The sequence below is a fragment of the Mycobacterium decipiens genome (assembly GCF_963853665.1).
In the GTDB taxonomy this organism is placed as follows: Bacteria; Actinomycetota; Actinomycetes; order Mycobacteriales; family Mycobacteriaceae; genus Mycobacterium; species Mycobacterium decipiens.
Genome location: NZ_OY970459.1, coordinates 2312174 through 2330238, shown reverse-complemented (window position 1 = coordinate 2330238; position 18065 = coordinate 2312174). Strand labels below are relative to the sequence as shown.

The 18065-nt window shown below is 66.4% G+C and carries 15 protein-coding genes; 7 read left to right on the top strand and 8 right to left on the bottom strand.

The window, feature by feature from the left end; genetic code table 11:
* Window position 1: 1 nt before the first annotated feature.
* From AADZ55_RS10505 to AADZ55_RS10475, 7 genes are all read right to left on the bottom strand, one after another.
* A complete protein-coding gene (locus AADZ55_RS10505) occupies window positions 2-667 on the bottom strand; it encodes a DUF2567 domain-containing protein (RefSeq protein WP_242670076.1) in 666 nt (221 codons plus the stop codon).
* Between the two features lie 11 nt (window positions 668-678).
* On the bottom strand, window positions 679-906 hold the full coding sequence (locus AADZ55_RS10500; protein WP_085324747.1) for a hypothetical protein: 228 nt from the start codon (window positions 904-906) through the stop codon (window positions 679-681).
* Window positions 907-918: 12 nt separating this feature from the next.
* Entirely contained in the window at window positions 919-1968 is a 1050-nt protein-coding gene (bioB, locus tag AADZ55_RS10495; protein ID WP_085324746.1) for a biotin synthase BioB, read from the bottom strand.
* Window positions 1969-2119: 151 nt separating this feature from the next.
* A complete protein-coding gene (locus tag AADZ55_RS10490; RefSeq protein WP_085324745.1) occupies window positions 2120-2629 on the bottom strand; it encodes a 2'-5' RNA ligase family protein in 510 nt (169 codons plus the stop codon).
* Window positions 2629-3321, bottom strand: coding sequence for a dethiobiotin synthase (gene bioD / locus AADZ55_RS10485; protein WP_085324744.1), 693 nt, complete (start codon window positions 3319-3321; stop codon window positions 2629-2631). The genes AADZ55_RS10490 and bioD overlap by 1 nt, the downstream gene beginning before the upstream one ends.
* Window positions 3318-4544: an 8-amino-7-oxononanoate synthase gene (locus AADZ55_RS10480; protein WP_085324743.1), complete on the bottom strand. Its 1227-nt coding sequence runs from the start codon at window positions 4542-4544 to the stop codon at window positions 3318-3320. Before AADZ55_RS10480 ends, bioD begins: the two co-directional genes overlap by 4 nt.
* A 4-nt stretch (window positions 4545-4548) precedes the next feature.
* Window positions 4549-5877, bottom strand: coding sequence for an adenosylmethionine--8-amino-7-oxononanoate transaminase (locus tag AADZ55_RS10475; protein ID WP_085324832.1), 1329 nt, complete (start codon window positions 5875-5877; stop codon window positions 4549-4551).
* A gap of 83 nt (window positions 5878-5960) precedes the next feature.
* Between AADZ55_RS10475 and AADZ55_RS10470 the strand changes: the two genes are divergently transcribed.
* The 6 genes from AADZ55_RS10470 to treZ all read left to right on the top strand — a co-directional run bounded on the left by AADZ55_RS10470 (window position 5961) and on the right by treZ (window position 15959).
* Window positions 5961-6410, top strand: a complete 450-nt coding sequence (locus AADZ55_RS10470) for a hypothetical protein (protein WP_207569066.1) — start codon at window positions 5961-5963, stop codon at window positions 6408-6410.
* A 218-nt stretch (window positions 6411-6628) separates the two neighbouring features.
* The gene (gene ripD, locus AADZ55_RS10465; protein ID WP_341286290.1) at window positions 6629-7411 is read left to right on the top strand and encodes an NlpC/P60 family peptidoglycan-binding protein RipD; all 783 of its coding nucleotides are present in this window, start codon (window positions 6629-6631) and stop codon (window positions 7409-7411) included.
* A gap of 101 nt (window positions 7412-7512) precedes the next feature.
* Entirely contained in the window at window positions 7513-9699 is a 2187-nt protein-coding gene (locus AADZ55_RS10460) for an acyltransferase family protein (protein WP_085324741.1), read from the top strand.
* A 37-nt stretch (window positions 9700-9736) separates the two neighbouring features.
* Window positions 9737-11920, top strand: coding sequence for a glycogen debranching protein GlgX (gene glgX / locus AADZ55_RS10455; protein ID WP_085324740.1), 2184 nt, complete (start codon window positions 9737-9739; stop codon window positions 11918-11920).
* Between the two features lie 3 nt (window positions 11921-11923).
* Complete coding sequence (gene treY, locus AADZ55_RS10450) at window positions 11924-14218, top strand: malto-oligosyltrehalose synthase (RefSeq protein WP_085324739.1); 2295 nt, start codon at window positions 11924-11926, stop codon at window positions 14216-14218.
* Complete coding sequence (gene treZ / locus AADZ55_RS10445; RefSeq protein WP_085324738.1) at window positions 14211-15959, top strand: malto-oligosyltrehalose trehalohydrolase; 1749 nt, start codon at window positions 14211-14213, stop codon at window positions 15957-15959. Before treY ends, treZ begins: the two co-directional genes overlap by 8 nt.
* A 41-nt stretch (window positions 15960-16000) precedes the next feature.
* On the opposite strand, the gene AADZ55_RS10440 is transcribed toward treZ, so the two are convergent.
* On the bottom strand, window positions 16001-17332 hold the full coding sequence (locus AADZ55_RS10440) for an aminotransferase class I/II-fold pyridoxal phosphate-dependent enzyme (RefSeq protein WP_085324737.1): 1332 nt from the start codon (window positions 17330-17332) through the stop codon (window positions 16001-16003).
* 41 nt (window positions 17333-17373) lie between these two features.
* On the opposite strand from AADZ55_RS10440, the gene AADZ55_RS10435 reads away from it, so the two are divergent.
* Window positions 17374-18063 carry a pyridoxamine 5'-phosphate oxidase family protein gene (locus AADZ55_RS10435; protein WP_085324736.1) on the top strand — a complete coding sequence of 230 codons (690 nt, stop codon included), beginning with the start codon at window positions 17374-17376 and terminating at the stop codon, window positions 18061-18063.
* Window positions 18064-18065 lie beyond the last annotated feature (2 nt).

The window sequence follows — 18065 nt, the reverse complement described above, 5'->3', positions numbered from 1 at the left end:
GCTATGACACCGGTGCTGGTGGGGCGTCAGGAGCTTCCGGGGCTTCCGTAGGCGTGCTCGACGGCGGATCGACAGCCGGATATCCGCCCAGGTCGTCGCGCGCCGTCCCGGCTGCAAGCAGTGCATATGCCAACGATGCTGTGCCAGCCGGCCACATCAAAGTGGCGGCAATTTGCAGTGGCCGTCGGGCGAAAAACACCGGCGGTGCCTGAGTGACGTACGTTATCGCGTGGTCACCGCCGGAAAGGGGCACCGTGTCGAAGTCCAACGCGCCGTAACGCAGCCGAACCAGTAGTGCGCCAACCGCAGCGGCGAACGCCGCCGCGGCGGACAACCCGATCGAAAGCCCCACGACCATCCCCGGTCCGCGGTGTTCCCGCCATTGCCACACCAGTACTGACGCCACCACCGCCAGCACACCCAAGAGCCCCAGCAGCATGAACGGTGCGACGAAGAAGTTCTGCGATTCGCTGCCCAGATACTCGTGCACCCGCTCACCCGCGCGAGTCATGGCCACCACGGCGTGGATCGGCGGAGCAATCCACGCCCACAACCCACCGACCAACACGCCGGTCGCCGACAGACCCAATACCACGGCGAGGATCGCGCGTGTCCGCGATGTGCGCGGTGCGCCGGAAAGCTCGGGGCCGGACGGCACCGAAGGCAGCGACTGGTCGGTCACCGCTGTGCCTCCAAGTCGGCCGAGTCCACCTGTCCGTGCCGGGAGCAGCGAGCCCACCAGCCGTCGGGTCGAACCTGAACGACCATCCGGCGCCCGCATTCCGCACAGAACCGAGGAGGCTCAAGGCCCAACTGCGCCGCGGTGGGCGGGGGCGTGCCAACCGGCTCCCCGGTGTAGACGTTGTAGATCCCGGCTCCCACCGGCCCACCCAGATCCCGAACCACTGCTGCGAGTTCCTACAAGCTGGCGTTGAGCGCCTTGATCGGCATCTGCAGATCGTCGAGCAGCGCCAGGTCCGCTTCTGCGGGTCGGCCCAGCGTGGTCAGGTAGTTCCCGACGATCACGGCGTTGATGCCGCCCAGAATGCCCTGTTTGGCGCCGAGGTCGCCCAGGGTGATTTCGCGGCCACCGGCGAAACGCAACATGGTGCGCGGCAACGCCAGCCGGAAGGCGGCCACCGACTTCAGCGCCTCGCTGGCCGGCATCACCTCCAAGTCGCCGAACGGGGTACCGGGCCGCGGGTTGAGGAAGTTCAACGGGACCTCGTCGGGGCCCAGCTCGGCCAGGTTCGCCGCGAATTCCGCACGCTGCTCCAGCGTCTCCCCCATGCCGAGAATGCCACCGCAGCACACTTCCATGCCGGCCTCGCGCACCATCGACAGTGTCTGCCAGCGTTCTTCCCAAGAGTGCGTGGTGACCACATTGGTGAAGAACGAGCGGGCGGTCTCGAGGTTGTGGTTGTAGCGATGCACGCCCATCGCCGAGAGCTGGTCCACCTGCTCGGCCGTCAACATCCCCAGCGAGCAGGCGATGTTGATCTCGACTTCGTTGTTGATTGCCTCGATACCGGCTGCGACCTGGGCCATCAACCGCTCGTCGGGTCCGCGCACCGCCGCCACGATGCAGAACTCGGTGGCGCCGGACTTGGCGGTCTGTTTGGCCGCCTCGACCAGGCTGGGAATATCCAGCCAGGCGCTGCGCACCGGCGAAGCGAAGAGGCCGGATTGGGAGCAGAAATGGCAATCTTCCGGGCAACCACCGGTTTTCAGGCTGATGATGCCCTCGACCTCGACCTCGGGTCCGCACCAGCGCATCCGCACCTCGTGGGCGAGCGCCAGCAACTCCTCCAGCCGATCATCGGGTAGCTGCAGCACCTGCAGCACCTGGTCCTGGCTCAAACCCACACCGCGCTCCAGCACAAGCTGGCGGGCCACCGCCAGAATGTCCGAGCTGTCCACGCCATCCCGGCCGGCGTCGGTGGTCGGTTCAGTCGCCGCCTGAGTCACTCAAGTACTCCCCTGGGTTCTTGTCACGTCCATCCGTGCCCAAGCTGGTCGAGCACGGAATTGCCAACCTAGGGTAGCCGTGCCCGGCCGCACAAACGTGATCCGGTCACCCCCCACCGAGCCCTACTGGGCTTTCGCTGGATCAGCTGAGTCAGCCGAGGAGGTGCTCGATGCGCTTGTTGCCGTCCCAGCGGCGCAAGCCCGTGAAGTGGCCATCGAGCTGCGGCGGCCGGCCGGCGATGCGCAGCGCCCGGCTCAGTTGAGCGCCACCGACCCGGCGGGCAAACGTGACATGTGCCGTCCACTGGTCGGGCAGGCTGTTGGACATCGGCCCCGGCGCCAAATACGGAAGGCTCAGCCGGTGCACCCGCGCATGCAGGTCCAACAGAGCGCTGCTCGGCACCACCAGCCGCGCGAACACGACATTGGACCGCCCGAACAGCACCGGCGCGCCGATCAGGCAGCCCAGGGGCAGCCCCTCGGCAAGCGGACTCAGCAACTCGTCGACATCGGCGTCGATGCGCTCGGCAACGGCCAGCGTCACGTGCGGACGACTGGCCGGCGCCTGGCTGGGTATTCCGGCGCCAGCCAGGTTGTCCCAGATGCGACGGATCGTTGCCTCGGTATCGCGGTCGAAGACCAGCTCGATCGAATGCACCATCAACGGACCAACGCGGTTACCCAGTCGCGGTCGAACGCCGTCACGCTCATCGCCGCGAACTCGGCTGCATTCAATGACGCAGCTCCTGCGGGCAGTGCCGCCCGCACCGGAGCCAGCCGAGTCAACGCGGTCCGATTCGAGTCCTCCAGCAACCCAGGCTTCACCGGCCAACTGCCGATAACCAATCCGGCACACGAAACCCCTGGTACGACAAGTGACTCAAGCGTCAGCGCCGTGTGGTTGAGGGTACCCAATTCCACGGTGACCACCACTAGCACCGCGGCACCCAGGTCTGCGGCGATATCACGCAGCGTCACACCCGAATCGGCGATTTCGACGAGCAGCCCGCCAGCACCCTCGACCAATGTCAGCCGTCCGGGACATTCCAAGCCGCCAATGAGCTGCACCAGCTGGTCGCGGGTGGGCAACGGCATCCCGGCCTGCTCGGCCGCAGCCGCCGGAGCCAACGGCAGGCGATACCGCGCCAACCCGGCGAGCACGGTCACTCCGGACAGTCGACGCACCTCGGCGAGGTCGTCATCACCGGTGCCAGAACCGGGCTCAGTGCCGGTCTGAACGGGTTTGCACACCGCAACGTCGATGCCGGCCTGACGCGCGCAACACGCCAGCGCCGCGGTCGCGACCGTCTTGCCGACCCCGGTACCGGTACCCGTGACGACCAGGACGGTCAACGACGCGCCACCGGACGTCCGCCAAGGACGTCGGTCAGCACCCGCCGGGCCATTTCCAGCTCGGCGGCGTGAAGGGACGCGCGGGCGGTAAGCCGCAGCCGAGAGGTCCCGGTGGGCACGGTCGGGGGCCGGAAACACCCCACCCGCACGCCGCCGTCCAGGCAGGCCGTCGCGGCGGCCAGGGCCACCTCTGGATCACCGAGGATCACCGACACCACCGCCGACTGCGGTATCTCGGACCAGAATCGCCCGGCTTCGCCGCGGCCCGCATCGCCGCCGAGCGCTACATCGCAGATTCGGGCCAGTTCGCGGGCATGGCGCAGCACCGCCTCGGGCCGCCACGGCTCGGCCTTCAGGACGCGCAGCGCGGCACGCGCGGCGCCCACCGCCGCCGGAGCCAGGCCAGTGTCGAAGATGAAAGGCCGGGCGGCATCGATCAGGTGAGCACGCACCTGCGCCGGCCCGAGCACCGCGCCACCCTGGCTGCCGAGCGCCTTCGACAGGGTGGTGGTCATCACCACATCGGGCGCACCCGCCAGCCCCAGCTCGTATAGCAACCCGCGTCCACCACCACGCACGCCGAGGCCGTGCGCCTCGTCGACGAGGAGCAGCGCACGGTGGCGCCGGCAGACCTCGTGCAATTCGCGAACCGGGGCCAATGTGCCGTCGGCGCTGAATACCGAGTCGGTGACGACTACGGCGCGCTGCTCCGCACGCGAGCCCAGGGCAGCATCCACGGCCCGGACATCACAGTGCGGCGTCACCACCACCCGGGCCCGCGATAGTCGGCAGGCATCCACCAGAGACGCATGCGAGTAGGCGTCGGACACCAACAGGGAGCCCGGACCGGACAAACCGACGACGGCTCCCAGATTGGCCGTGTAGCCAGAGGAGAACAGCAACCCCGCGGATGCCCCGACGTAGTCGGCGAGTTCGCACTCGAATTCCTGGTGCAGCTCGGTATCGCCGGTGACCAGGCGCGAACCGGTGGAACCGGCACCCCAGACCCGCAGCGCCTGGACGCCACCGTCGATGACCATGGGATGTTGGGACAAACCGAGGTAGTCGTTGGATGCCAGATCCAACTCGGTGGCCACGGCTGGACGCGGCCGCAGCGCGCGACGCAGCCCGGCCTGGCGGCGTTTCCGCTCTACCTCCTCCAGCCAGGCCAGAGGTGCGGGGGCGCCACCCGCTTTCGGGGGGGTGTCGATCGGTGCCTTCATCGCCCTAGAGCCTACGAGAAGCGACGACGCGCGCGACCTCGACCATCGCGGAGGTGATCTGCGCAATCTCGGCGGGTTCGCAGATATAGGGCGGCATCGCATAGACCAGGTTGCGGAACGGACGTAGCCAGACGCCGCCGTCCAGCGCCGCCGGGGTGGCGACGGCCAGGTCGACCGGCCGGTCGCATTCAATGACGCCGATGGCGCCGCATACCCGCACATCGCTCACGGCGGGCAAGCCTCGGGCGGCTTGCAGCCCGGCCGCCAACCCGGCGCCGATCTCGGCAATGCGGGAGCGCCAGTCCTGGCCGAGGAGCACCTCAACGCTGGCCACCGACACCGCACAGGCCAGCGGATTGGCCATGAAAGTGGGGCCGTGCATCAGCGCGCCGGCCTCACCGACGCTGATGGTGCGCGCGATGGCGGTCGTACACAGGGTCGCCGCCAGGCTGAGATATCCGCCGGTGAGCGCCTTTCCGACACACATGATGTCCGGGCTCACCCCGGCGTGGTCGGCGGCGAATAGTTCGCCGGTGCGGCCGAAGCCGGTTGCGATCTCGTCGAAGATCAGCAGCACCTCGTGGCGCCGGCAGATGTCGCGCAGATCGCGCAGATACCGCGGGTCATGGAAGCGCATCCCGCCCGCACCCTGTACGACGGGCTCGACGACCACGGCGGCCAGTTCGTCGGCGTGCTGCGCGAGTTGCGTCTCGAACGCGGTGCTGTAGCCGGGGTCGTAGTCGCGCGGCACCTGTGGGGCGAACACTTGGCGGGCCAGGACATCGGTCCACAGCGAATGCATGCCGCCATCGGGGTCGCAGATGCTCATCGGCGTGAAGGTGTCGCCGTGGTAGCCGCCCCGCCAGGTCATCAGCCGCCGCTTGCCGGGCAGCTTACGGCTGCGCCAGTACTGCAGCGCCATCTTCACCGCGACTTCCACCGACACCGACCCGGAGTCGCTGAAGAAGACCGTCTCCAGACCCGCCGGGGTGATATCGACCAGCAGCTTCGCCAGCCGGGCGGCCGGCTCGTGGGTCAGCCCACCGAACATGACGTGATTCATCACGCGCAGTTGAGTGGCCAGCGCCGCGTCCAGCAGCGGGTGGCCGTGACCGTGGATCGCGGTCCACCAGGAGCTCATCGCGTCGAGTACCTCGATCAGCTGGCCGTCGCGGACCAGCGTCAACCAGGGGCCGTGGGCGGCCACCGCCACCACGGGCGGCAACGCCCCCCCATCATTCGAACCGCCGATGGTGCTATACGGGTGCCACAGGTGTGCGGCGTCGATCGCACTGACCTGCTCGGGCGTTAGCCCCTGAGACGCCACAGCCATGGAGACCGAGGGTAACGCAGCCACACCGCGGCCCATCGCAGCTGCGGGTCGCCAAAACCACTGCCATCCGGGAGCATGCAGGCATGGCACCGCCGAATCAGCCTGAGGAGACTCACCCCGACCCTGGCACCGAATCCCAGTCGTTTCCCGACGACTTCGACGATCAGACCCCACCGCGGGTACTCACGCTGCGAATAGCTCCCTGGGACGCGGTAGGTACCGTCGCGATACTTGCGGTGCTTTTGGCCTTGGTCACGATGACCAGCTGGCCGGCACAGCTCTTTGCCTTCACCGAAAACGTGTGCCCGCCGGATGACTGCCCACCGGTGCCATTCGGCATCAACTACTACATCTACCCGGTGGTGTGGGGCGGCATCGGTGCCGCCATAGCCGCGGCCGTAATCGGCCCGTTCGTATCCATGTTGAAGGGCTGGTACATGTCCTTCTGGCCGATCATCTCGATCGCGGTCATCACCCTCACCTCTGTGGCGGGCTACGCGATGACCGGCTTCAGCGAACGCTACTGGCACTGACGGCCGGCAACCGATCACACGTCGCCCCGCCGGTGCGGGCCGGCGGGTCCCGGTGAGACTGAAATCACAACTGCGCACACCGGATTAGGTGGGCAGTCACCGTCTGGTCACGTTACGACAAAAAAACCCTGGTGGATCTGGCCCTGACTCACTTCTGTTGCCAAAGTGGCTGTAGTGACTGGTGTGAATACAGCACGGTCAGGAAGGTTGGAACCCAAATGAAACGCATCTACGCCTTCGCGATCGGTCTGGGAATGATGCTCGCCCCGATGGTGGCCGCACCCGGTCTTGCGGCCGCAGACCCGGCCGCGCGCCCGATCGATTACCGGCAGGTGACCGACGCCGTGATCGCGCGCGGCATGTCCCAGCTCGGCGTGCCGTTCTCCTGGGCCGGCGGCGGTATCACCGGCCCGAGTCGCGGGAAAGGTACGGGAATCTACACCGTCGGTTTCGACGCGTCGGGCCTGATCCAATACGCCTACGGCGCCGCCGGGATCAAGCTGCCACGCTCCTCGGGCGAGATGTACAAGGTCGGCCAGAAGGTGCCGCCGCAGCAGGCACGCAAGGGAGACCTGATCTTCTACGGTCCCGAAGGGACACAAAGCGTCGCGATGTACCTCGGGAACGACAAGATGCTGGAGGTGGGCGATGCCGTCCAAGTCTCGCCCGTGCGCGGCCGCGACATGATGCCCTACCTGGTCCGGGTTCTCGGGACCCAGCCTCTCGGGACCCAGCCGGCGCCATTGCAGCAGGCACCGGTCCAGCAGGCACCAGTACAGCAGGCACCAGTACAGCAGGCACCAGTGCAGCAAGGACCGATACCACGGGCACCGGTCCAGCAGGCACCAGTACAGCAGGCACCAGTACAGCAGGCACCAGTACAGCAGGCACCAGTACAGCAGGCACCAGTACAGCAGGCACCAGTACAGCAGGCACCGGTCCAGCAGGCACCGGTCCAGCAGGCACCATTGCAACCGGGTTCCATCGGTACCAGGCGGTAACTTTCCCGGTTGATCTCTGCCCCTCCCGAACGCCCGCCACCTTGCTCCCCGCTGCTCAGCGAGAAATTCAGGTGGCGGGTTGGGTAAATTAGCAGTCGATCATGCTGTCGCTGTTACCTCCTCCTCCATCGGCCACCACTGCGGAGCCGCTCGCTCCGATCACCATGGGGACGCGTACGACGGGTTATTACCGGCACGATCTCGACGGCTTGCGCGGCGTTGCGATCGCGCTGGTGGCGGTCTTCCACGTGTGGTTTGGCCGGGTTTCCGGCGGTGTCGACGTGTTCCTGGCGCTGTCCGGGTTCTTCTTCGGCGGAAAGATACTTCGCGCTGCCCTCAACCCGGATCTGTCACTCTCACCGGTAGCCGAAGTGATCCGACTGGTCCGCCGGCTACTCCCGGCGCTGGTCGTCGTCCTCGCCGGCTGCGCACTGCTCACCATCCTCGTGCAACCGCAGACTCGGTGGGAGGCGTTCGCTAACCAGAGCCTGGCGAGCCTGGGGTATTACCAGAATTGGGAACTGGCTGGCACGGTGTCCAACTATCTGCGGGCCGGTGAAGCGGTTAGCCCCTTGCAGCACATCTGGTCGATGTCGGTGCAGGGGCAGTTCTATCTCGCCTTCCTGCTGCTGGTTGCCGGGTGCGCCTACCTGCTGCGCGGTCTGTTTCGGGGCCCGCGGGCACCGCACCTGCGGACCATGTTCGTGGTGCTGCTGAGCGGGCTGACGGTGGCCTCGTTCGTCTACGCGATCGTTGCGCATCAGGCTTACCAGGCGACCGCCTACTACAACAGTTTCGCGCGCGCATGGGAGTTGCTGGCCGGGGTGCTGGTCGGTGCGCTGGTGCCCTATGTGCGGTGGCCGATGTGGCTGCGCACCGCCGTGGCCACCGTCTCACTGGCGGCGATAGTGTCGTGCGGCGCGCTGATCGACGGCGTCAAGGAATTTCCGGGTCCGTGGGCGCTGGTACCCGTCGCAGCCACGCTGCTGATGATCCTTGCCGGGGCCAACCGGCAGGGCCAGCCCAGTACCCGCAACCGGATGCCGTTGCCCAATCGTCTGTTAGCCACTGGCCCCCTGGTCGCGCTGGGCGCAATGGCCTATTCCTTGTACCTGTGGCATTGGCCGCTGCTCATCTTCTGGCTTTCCTACACCGGCCACCGGCACGCCAACTTTGTCGAAGGCACGGCAGTGCTGCTGGTATCCGGGCTGCTGGCATACCTGACCACCCGGCTGGTCGAGGACCCATTGCGATATCGGGCACCCGCCGGCGCGACATCGCCGACCGTGGTCTGGTCGATTCCCTGGCGAATGCGCCTGCGCCGGCCGACGATTGCGCTGGGATCGGTGGTGGCGCTGCTTGGGGTCGCCCTAACCGCAACCTCGTTCACTTGGCGCGAGCACGTCATCGTCCAGCGCGCCGCAGGCAAAGAGCTGAGCGGGTTGAGTTCCCGCGACTATCCCGGTGCGCGTGCTCTGACCGACCACGTCCGGGTGCCCAAGCTGCGGATGCGGCCAACCGTCCTGGAAGTCAAAGACGACCTGCCGGTCTCCACCCAGGACGGCTGCATCAGCGACTTCGTCAACCCGGCACTGGTCAACTGCACCTACGGCGACGCGGACGCGCCCCGGACCATCGCACTGGCCGGGGGTTCGCACGCCGAACATTGGCTCACCGCACTGGATCTGCTCGGTCGCATGCACCACTTCAAGGTGGTGACGTACCTCAAAATGGGTTGCCCGTTGTCGACCGAGGAAGTCCCGCTGATCATGGGCAACAACGCCCCATATCCGCAGTGTCGCGACTGGGTGCAATCGACGATGGACAAGCTGGTCGCCGACCACCCCGACTACGTGTTCACGACCTCGACCCGACCGTGGAACATCAAACCCGGCGACGTGATGCCGGCAACCTACATCGGGATCTGGCAAACGTTCGCCGACAACGACATTCCCGTCCTGGCGATGCGGGATACCCCATGGCTGGTCAAAGACGGCCAACCGTTTACCCCGGCGGACTGCCTGGCCAAGGGGGGCAACCCGCAATCCTGCGGACTCCCGCGTTCCAAGGTTCTGGCGGATCGGAATCCCACCCTCGACTTCCTCGCGCAGTTCCCGCTGCTGAAGCCACTCGATATGTCCGACGCCATATGCCGCCCCGACGATTGCCGCGCGGTCGAGGGAAACGTTCTGGTCTACCGCGACAGTCATCATCTGACCCCCACCTACATGCGGACGATGACCAGCGAGCTCGGCCGGCAGATCGCGGCGAACACCGGTTGGTGGTGACGCCCGCACCCGCCGGGCACCTGGATACAGTCGTGTGATGCCGTCGAACAACGCCGAGGCCTCCGGCGAGACCGGGCCCACCCTGCCCACCGTGTGGCCGGGCAGCGCCTATCCGCTCGGGGCTACCTACGACGGAGCCGGCACCAACTTCTCGCTCTTCTCCGAGATCGCCGAGAAGGTTGAGCTGTGCCTGATCGCCGACGACGGCGCCGAGTCGCGGATCTCCCTCGACGAGGTGGACGGGTATGTCTGGCACGCCTATCTACCGAACATCACCCCCGGCCAGCGCTACGGGTTTCGGGTCCACGGACCGTTCGACCCCGCGGCCGGCCATCGCTGTGACCCCAGCAAGCTGCTGCTCGACCCGTACGGCAAGTCGTTCGACGGCGATTTCACCTTCGGCCAGGCGCTCTTCTCCTATGACCTGGGCGCGGTCGACGCAAACGGTGACTCGGGCAACACCGGCACTCCCCCGATGGTCGACTCGCTCGGCCACACCATGACCAGCGTCGTGATCAACCCGTTCTTCGACTGGGCGACCGACCGGGCACCGCTCACGCCCTACAACGAGACCGTGATCTACGAAGCGCATGTGAAAGGCATGACGCAGACCCATCCCGGTGTCCCGCCCGAACTCCGCGGCACCTATGCCGGGCTGGCCCACCCGGTGATCATTGACTACCTCAAGGAGCTCAATGTCACCGCCCTTGAATTGATGCCGGTGCACCAGTTCCTGCACGACTCGCGGCTGCTGGACCTCGGCTTGCGAAACTACTGGGGTTACAACACCTTCGGATTCTTCGCCCCGCACAATCAATACGCATCCACCCGGCAAGCCGGTAGCGCGGTGGCCGAGTTCAAAACGATGGTGCGCAGCCTGCATGAAGCCGGCATCGAGGTCATCCTCGACGTCGTCTACAACCACACCGCCGAGGGCAACCACCTGGGCCCGACGATCAACTTTCGCGGCATCGACAACACCGCCTACTACCGGCTGGTGGACGAGGACTTGAGGTTCTACAAGGACTTCACCGGCACCGGCAACAGCCTCAATGCCCGCCACCCGCACACCCTGCAGCTGATCATGGACTCGCTCCGGTACTGGGTGACCGAAATGCACGTCGACGGGTTCCGGTTTGATCTGGCATCAACCCTGGCCCGCGAGTTCTACGACGTCGACCGCCTGTCGGCGTTCTTCGATCTGGTGCAACAGGATCCGGTGGTCAGTCAGGTAAAGCTGATCGCCGAACCATGGGATGTCGGCGAGGGCGGATATCAGGTCGGCAATTTCCCGGGACTGTGGACGGAGTGGAACGGCAAGTACCGCGACACCGTGCGCGACTACTGGCGAGGCGAGCCGGCCACCCTCGGCGAGTTCGCCTCCCGGCTCACCGGCTCATCGGACCTCTACGAAGCAACCGGCCGCCGGCCCAGTGCCAGTATCAATTTCGTCACCGCCCACGACGGATTCACACTCACCGATCTGGTTTCGTACAACGAGAAGCACAACGAGGCCAATGGCGAAGACAACCGTGACGGGGAAAGCTACAACCGGTCCTGGAACTGCGGCGTCGAGGGCCCCACCGACGACCCCGACATCCTGGCGCTGCGTGCCCGGCAGATGCGCAACATCTGGGCCACGCTAATGGTCAGCCAGGGCACGCCGATGCTTGCGCATGGCGACGAGATCGGCCGCACGCAGCAGGGCAACAACAACGTCTACTGCCAGGATTCCGAACTGTCCTGGATGGATTGGTCATTGGTGGACAAGAATGCCGATCTGCTGGCTTTTGCCCGCAAGGCGACCAGCTTGCGCAAGAAGCATCCCGTGTTTCGCCGGCGCCGGTTCTTCGAGGGTGAACCGATCCGAAGTGGCGACGAAGTGCGCGATATCGCCTGGCTGACGCCGAGCGGCCGGGAGATGACACACGAGGATTGGGGCCGGGGGTTCGACAAGTGCGTGACGGTGTTCCTCAACGGCGAAGCCATCATCTCACCGAACGCCCGCGGCGAACGGGTCGTAGACGATTCATTCCTGTTGTGCTTCAACGCGCACGACCACGACGTGGAATTCGTGATGCCGAACGACGACTATGCGCAGCAGTGGACCGCAGAGCTGGATACCAACAATCCCGTCGGTGACACCGACCTGACGGTGGCGGCCGCTGACAACATTTCACGGGCCGCCCGCTCACTTCTAGTCTTACGTAAGACTCTGTGACACATGACTTTTCCGGTTGTATCCAGCTACCGGTTGCAGATGCGTGGTCCGTCGAGCGGATTCGGGTTCACCTTCGCCGACGCCGAGAACCTGCTGAACTACCTCGACGATCTTGGCGTATCGCATCTGTACCTGTCCCCCATCCTGACCGCGGTCGCCGGGTCGACCCACGGATACGACGTCACCGACCCGACGAAGGTGTCACCCGAGCTGGGCGGCCCGGACGGCCTGGCGCGGCTTTCCGCGGCGGCGCGTGCGCGCGGCATGGGCCTGATTGTCGACATTGTGCCCAACCACGTCGGGATCGACCGACCCGAACAGAACCCGTGGTGGTGGGATGTGTTGAAGTTCGGCCGGTCCTCGGCGTATGCCGAGTTCTTCGATATCGACTGGGAGCTCGGTGATGGTCGGATCATCCTGCCGCTGTTAGGTTCTGACGACGACGTCGCCAACCTCAGCGCCGACGGCCACCTACTGCGGCTGGGCGATCTGGCGCTGCCGATCGCGCCCGGCACCGACCAGGGCACCGGCCCCGAGATACACGCCCGCCAACACTATCGGCTGGTCGGCTGGCGGAGCGGACTGTGCGGCTATCGCCGCTTCTTCTCGATCACCTCACTGGCGGGGCTGCGACAGGAAGATCGCGCGGTGTTCGACGCCAGCCACGCCGAAGTCGCTCGCTGGTTCGCCGAGGGACTCGTCGACGGCGTGCGGATCGACCACCCCGATGGATTATCCGATCCCTGCGGTTATTTGGCCCGGCTGCGCGAATTGCTCGGCCCGAACGCTTGGATCGTGGTGGAAAAGATCCTCGCTGTCGACGAGGCGTTGGATCCCGCCCTGCCGGTGGCCGGCACCACCGGCTACGACGTGCTGCGCGAAGTAGGCGGCATACTGATCGACCCCCAAGGGGAGGCAGCGCTGACAGTGCTGGTCGAATCCGCCGGTATGGACTATCACGAGATGCCGGCGATGTTGGCCGACCTCAAGATCCAAGCGGCTGTCGACACATTAGCCTGCGAACTTCGTCGATTGCGGCGGTGCATCGCCGCGGCGGCCGGTGCCGATCATCCGTTGTTGCCCGCCGCGGTGGCAGCACTGCTCAGCCACATCGGTGTCTATCGCTGCGATTACCCCGGCCAGGCCGCGGTCCTGCCCAAGGCGTTAGCTGAAACCCAGACGGCGACACCACAATTGGCGCCCGCTCTGCAGGTGATTGCCGCTGCCCTGGCCCGCGGCGGCGAACCGGCCGTGCGTCTACAGCAACTGTGCGGCGCGGTGACGGCCAAGGCCGTCGAGGACTGCATGTTCTACCGCGATGCCCGGCTGGTGTCGCTCAATGAGGTGGGAGGCGAACCGCGCCGGTTTGCTGTCGGCGCCGCGGAGTTCCATCACAGCGCCGCCGCACGTGCCCGGTTGTGGCCACAAACGATGACCACGGTGTCCACCCACGACACCAAACGCAGCGAGGACGTGCGTGCCCGCATCGGCGTGCTCTCCCAAGTGCCGTCGTTGTGGGCGAAGTTCGTCACCCGCGCCCAAACCATTGCACCCGCGCCTGATGCCGCGACCGGACATTTTTTGTGGCAGAACGTCTTCGGGGTGTGGCCAGTGAGCGCAGAGCTCAGCGCCCCGCTGCGCGGCCGGCTGCACTCCTACGCTGAGAAGGCGATCAGGGAAGCGGCATGGCACACCTCGTGGTACAACCCGAACCAAGCGTTCGAGGACGACGTGCACCGCTGGCTTGATCTGGTGCTCGACGGTCCGCTGGCATCAGAGCTCACCGGACTCGTGGCGCACCTCAATTCGCACGCCGAAAGTGACGCGCTCGCTCAGAAGTTGCTCGCGTTGACGGTGCCCGGCGTACCCGACGTCTACCAGGGCAGCGAGCTATTCGACGATAGCCTGGTCGACCCGGACAACCGCCGTCCCGTCGACTTCGCCGCTCGGCGTGCCGCGCTCAACGCGTTGCAGCACCCTAAAATTCGAGTGGTTTCCGCGGCGCTTCGACTGCGGCGCGCCCGTCCGGACTGCTTCCTCGGCGAATATCAACCGGTGCTGGCAACCGGCCCGGCCGCCGATCATATCGTTGCTTTCCGCCGCGGTGACGACGTCCTCGTGGCGGTGACCCGCTGGACGGTCCGGCTCCAGCAAACCGGTTGGGGCGACACCGTGCTGCCGCTACCCAACGGCTGTTGGACGGATACCCTGACCGGATCCGCGGCCAGCGGGCAGACGCCGGCCGGCGAACTGTTCGCGAATCTGCCCGTGGTGCTGCTGGTGCGCGGCGATGCCTGAATTCCGGGTGTGGGCACCCAAACCCACGCTGGTCCACCTCGACGTCGACGGCGCAGTACATGCGATGACCCGCTCCGACGACGGATGGTGGCACACGACCGTGGCGGCACGGGCGGATGCCCGCTACGGATACCTGCTCGACGATGACCCCACCGTGCTTCCCGACCCGCAATCAGCCCGGCAACCCGACGGGGTACACGCACGCTCCCAGCTGTGGGAGCCGCCCGGGGCGCATGATGCGGCCTGGACCGACGCCGACTGGCCCGGGCGGTCGGTCGAGGGCGCGGTGATCTACGAGCTGCACGTCGGTACCTTCACTGCGGCAGGAACTTTCGACTCCGCTATCGAAAAGCTGGACTACCTGGTCGATCTCGGCATCGAATTCGTCGAGCTGATGCCGGTCAATTCCTTTGCCGGAACCCACGGCTGGGGATATGACGGTGTGCTGTGGTACAGCGTGCACGAACCCTACGGCGGTCCCGACGGCCTGATCCGGCTCGTCGACGCATGCCACACTCGCGGTTTGGGTGTGTTGATCGACGCGGTGTTCAACCATCTCGGTCCGTCGGGGAATTACTTGCCGCGGTTCGGCCCGTACTTGTCCTCGGCCAGCAATCCGTGGGGGGAAGGCATCAACATCGCCGACGCCGGCTCCGACGAGGTGCGCCGCTACATCATCGGCTGTGCGCTGCGCTGGATGCGCGACTTCCACGTCGACGGCTTGCGGCTGGACGCCGTGCACGCGCTGGTGGACACTACCGCCATCCACATCCTCGAGGAACTCGCCGACGAGACCCGCTGGCTGTCGAGGCAGTTGGGCCGTCCGTTGTCGCTGATCGCCGAAAGCGACCTCAACGACCCGCGGTTGATCGCCCCGCCCGAGGAAGGCGGCTACGGGATCACCGCGCAATGGAATGACGACATCCACCACGCCATCCACACCGCGGTATCCGGCGAGCGCCAAGGCTACTATGCGGACTTCGGCTCGCTGGCCACTCTCGCCCACACGATGCGCAACGGCTACTTCCACGCTGGCACGTATTCGTCGTTCCGGGGACGGCGGCACGGGCGTCCGTTGGACACTTCCAGGATCCCGGCCAGCAGACTGCTTGCCTATACCTGCACCCACGACCAGGTCGGCAACCGCGCCCTCGGAGACCGTCCGTCCCAGAATCTGACCGGCGGCCAGTTGGCGATCAAAGCCGCGCTGGCCCTCGGGTCACCCTATACCGCAATGCTTTTCATGGGCGAGGAGTGGGGGGCGTCGAGCCCGTTTCAGTTCTTCAGCTCACATCCAGAACCCGAACTCGCACTCGCCACCGCCGAGGGGCGCAGAGCGGAGTTTGCCGAACACGGTTGGGACGCCGATGACATTCCCGACCCGCAAGACCCGCGGACATTCCTGCGCTCCAAGCTGGACTGGGGCGAACCGGACTCCGGCGAACACGCCAGGTTGCACCGCCTTTACCGCGATCTGATCGCCGTGCGGCGCACCGAGGCCGACCTGGCTGACCCCTGGCTGGACCACCTGGTTGTCGACTACGACGAAGAGCAACGCTGGGTCGTGATGCGCCGCGGCCGGCTGATCATCGCCTGCAACCTCGGCACCGAGGCGACAAGTGTCCCGGTCAGCGGTGAGCTGATGCTGGCCTGGGATTCGCCGATCATCGGTGATAGAAGCACTGAGCTTCCTGCCCACTCGTTCGCGATACTGCGGGCAGTGGATCTGTTGCGCCAATGATGAGCCACTTTAGACGTGCACTGCTCATCGCTCGCTCCGCCTTAGACGCTCCGACGACCGGCGCCGTGCACCGCCTCGGCGACCGCGTCAGCCAGTGAATCGGTCTCGTCGGTCGTCAGGTCCGCGATGGTGATGCGCATCCCCGGCGAGGTGTGAATCCGGAACCGTGTTCCCGGAGCCGCGGCCCAGCCCGCGTTGAGCAGTCGGGTGATCGCGACCGTCTCATCGGATACGGGCACCCATACGTTCAGCCCGGATCGGCCGTACGCGGTGACGCCGCGCGCGGCCAACGCAGCGCGTAGTCGCGCGCGGTTGTCCGTGTAACGCTCCTCGGCCCTGCGGATGAGGCGCGTCGACGCCTCATCGGACCACATACTGACCGCGAGATCTTGCAATAGGTGGCTCACCCAACCCGGCCCGAGCCGAAGACGTCCGTGCACCCGCTCGACGGTGCGCTGATCTCCGACGAGGACGGCGAGCCGCAGGTCGGGGCCGTACGCCTTTGATGCGGACCGCACGAAAGCCCAGCGGTTGGTCGAGCCCGCCAGCGGGTGTAGCGGCGCGCCGGCGATACCGGCGCAGTGGTCGTCCTCGACGAGCAGCAGGTCCTCGGCCCGGCCGGCCAATAAGCTGCGTAGCGCCGCGGCGCGATCGGCGGTTAGCGCCGCGCCGGTCGGGTTCTGCGCACGAGTGGTAACGACGACTGCCCGCACACCGCGGTCCAACGTTCGGGCGAGGTCGGAAACCAGCGGCCCGTCATCGTCGACCCGCAACGACTCAACCGAAAGTCCCAGCGCCGCAAGAAGATCAAGCAGGTTAGCCCAGCCCGGATCTTCGACGGCCACCCGGTCACCCGGACGCAGGTTAGCGACGAGCGCGCGCTCGATACCATCCAGCGCCCCGCTGGTCACCGCGACGTGATCGGCCGGGACGCCATCCACCCTCAGCGCGGCGCGGGTGTATGCGACCAGCTCTGGCGACATTGCCGGCTGCCCATACAGCAGCGGTGTTGGGCGAGAACCGGATTGCGGAGATCGCGCGTCTGCGGTGGGTAGCAGCGCAGGGTCCGGATTGCCGGTCGACAGGTCGCGCACACCTGCGGGGACGTCAAGCCCGAGCAGGGACCGAGGCGTGGTCGCCGGCCGGTCCCGCACTCGGGTACCGCGCCGTCCCGCGGTTTCGACCGCCCCACGATCGCGCAGCAGGCGATAGGCCGCGGCGGCGGTATTGGCGTTCACCCCGAGCTGGGCGGCGAGTTCGCGGACCGGCGGCAGCGCATCGCCGGGCGCCAGGGCACCCCGCGAGATGGCGTCCTCCACGCTGGCGGCTATTGCCGCGGCACCCGACCCCGCTAAGATGTGTTGTACTGGCACAGAAATTATTATGAATTAGTACAATATTCGAAGGCAATCCGTTGGACACCGCGTACCGCCCCACACCACGAACCACGCCCACCCGCTATCGGGAACGCGCTCGCTACGACCGCAAAATCGTGCATCGCATCCTCGACGAGGCGCTAATCTGCCACCTGGGCTACATCAGCGCTGGTAAGCCAGTGGTGTTGCCGACAACGCACGCTCGCCTCGACGAAACCCTGTATCTGCACGGCTCCAGTGGCAGCGGCCCAATGCTGGCAGCCAAGGCGGCGCCGTCGGGCCTGCCGGTCTGCGTCACGGCGACCCTGGTGGACGGGCTGGTGCTGGCCCGGGCGGCAATGCACCATTCCCTGAACTACCGCTCGGTGGTCGTGGTGGGTGCGGCACGTGTCGTCGCGGATCAGGCCGAAAAGCTACGGGCTCTGCATGCGCTGCTCGAGCACATCCGATCCGGACGCGCTGCGGACTGCCGGACCCCGAACGCACGCGAGCTTGCCGCCACCGCGGTGCTCGCCCTTGACCTCGTCGAAGTCTCGGCCAAGATTCGCAGCGGCGGTGCGGTCGACGATCCAGCAGACCGCACGCTGCCGCATTGGGCCGGCGTCGTGCCGCTCAGACTGATGGCCGGACCACCGGAGCCGGATGAGGACCTCGATCCCACCGCGCCGCTGCCGTCATACCTGTGCGAACCGGCCGAGCGCGCATGTCTGTACGCCGACACGCCGTGAAA

What these genes read in the sequence shown, in the direction of transcription:
- AADZ55_RS10490 (WP_085324745.1), bottom strand. Translation starts at nt 2,629, where the DNA reads ATGGTGCATTCGATCGAGCTGGTCTTCGACCGCGATACCGAGGCAACG.
- AADZ55_RS10480 (WP_085324743.1), bottom strand. Translation starts at nt 4,544, where the DNA reads ATGAAGGCACCGATCGACACCCCCCCGAAAGCGGGTGGCGCCCCCGCA.
- AADZ55_RS10475 (WP_085324832.1), bottom strand. Translation starts at nt 5,877, where the DNA reads ATGGCTGTGGCGTCTCAGGGGCTAACGCCCGAGCAGGTCAGTGCGATC.
- AADZ55_RS10470 (WP_207569066.1), top strand. Translation starts at nt 5,961, where the DNA reads ATGGCACCGCCGAATCAGCCTGAGGAGACTCACCCCGACCCTGGCACC.
- ripD (WP_341286290.1), top strand. Translation starts at nt 6,629, where the DNA reads ATGAAACGCATCTACGCCTTCGCGATCGGTCTGGGAATGATGCTCGCC.
- AADZ55_RS10460 (WP_085324741.1), top strand. Translation starts at nt 7,513, where the DNA reads ATGCTGTCGCTGTTACCTCCTCCTCCATCGGCCACCACTGCGGAGCCG.
- glgX (WP_085324740.1), top strand. Translation starts at nt 9,737, where the DNA reads ATGCCGTCGAACAACGCCGAGGCCTCCGGCGAGACCGGGCCCACCCTG.
- treY (WP_085324739.1), top strand. Translation starts at nt 11,924, where the DNA reads ATGACTTTTCCGGTTGTATCCAGCTACCGGTTGCAGATGCGTGGTCCG.
- treZ (WP_085324738.1), top strand. Translation starts at nt 14,211, where the DNA reads ATGCCTGAATTCCGGGTGTGGGCACCCAAACCCACGCTGGTCCACCTC.